This is a genomic window from Dryocola clanedunensis (assembly GCF_038405435.1).
Taxonomy (GTDB): Bacteria; Pseudomonadota; Gammaproteobacteria; order Enterobacterales; family Enterobacteriaceae; genus Dryocola; species Dryocola clanedunensis_A.
This window is the reverse complement of record NZ_JBBYHZ010000106.1, coordinates 1-645: the sequence shown is the minus strand read 5'-3', so window position 1 is coordinate 645 and position 645 is coordinate 1. Positions and strand designations below refer to the sequence as shown.

The following is a 645-nucleotide window of genomic DNA, read 5'->3' as shown; positions in this document are numbered from 1 at the left end:
GTGGAATGCAACACGTCGGCGACCTGCCGGTATTTGTCGTCTAAAGCGTCACCTCGTGGGCACGTCCCAGCGAGCAACGCCAGTGGTCGCGGCAGTCGCACGGCCGCAACGCGCTAGTATCGCCACTGAAACGGTCCTCCCCGTCAGCTGACGCTGCCACTTCTCAGTGATGAAAAATAGCGACATTGCAACGATCAAGGCGATGCTTCATAGCAGGACGCGTATCTGGATCAACGTCGACTACCTAGAATCAGGTGAACCGGCGCATCAGGAGTTCTTTCTCATGCTGAGTGGCGACCGGTACAATCTGGGCTTGGACCGCTACCTGGAAAAGTACGAGGACGCCGTCGATCTATACTCACTTCATCTGCGAATGAGCTTTGACGAACTCACCGCGGCCGTCGACTACGCTGTCCAACACCTCGGTATCCAAAAGAGCGACCTCCTTCGAGCGCGCAAAGTCACCTATGACCTTCGCCCCGGCTGGCCGTAGGCCGTTGGAAGACGCTGTCGAGTGGCATACGCATCAGAATGTGCCTCGTTGGATGAAGGGGGCCTGCTGATAGAGACGACGCTCGCCACCGCGCGGGTCGTCGGCCTGCTGTGAGGTGGCATCGAACAGCATCGTTTCGCGGCGGTTGATCG

The 645-nt window shown here is 58.6% G+C and carries 1 protein-coding gene; it reads left to right on the top strand.

Annotated features, from left to right (window positions below; genetic code table 11):
• Positions 1-169 precede the first annotated feature (169 nt).
• Positions 170-493, top strand: a complete 324-nt coding sequence (locus tag AAE045_RS23685; RefSeq protein WP_157267051.1) for a hypothetical protein — start codon at positions 170-172, stop codon at positions 491-493.
• Positions 494-645 lie beyond the last annotated feature (152 nt).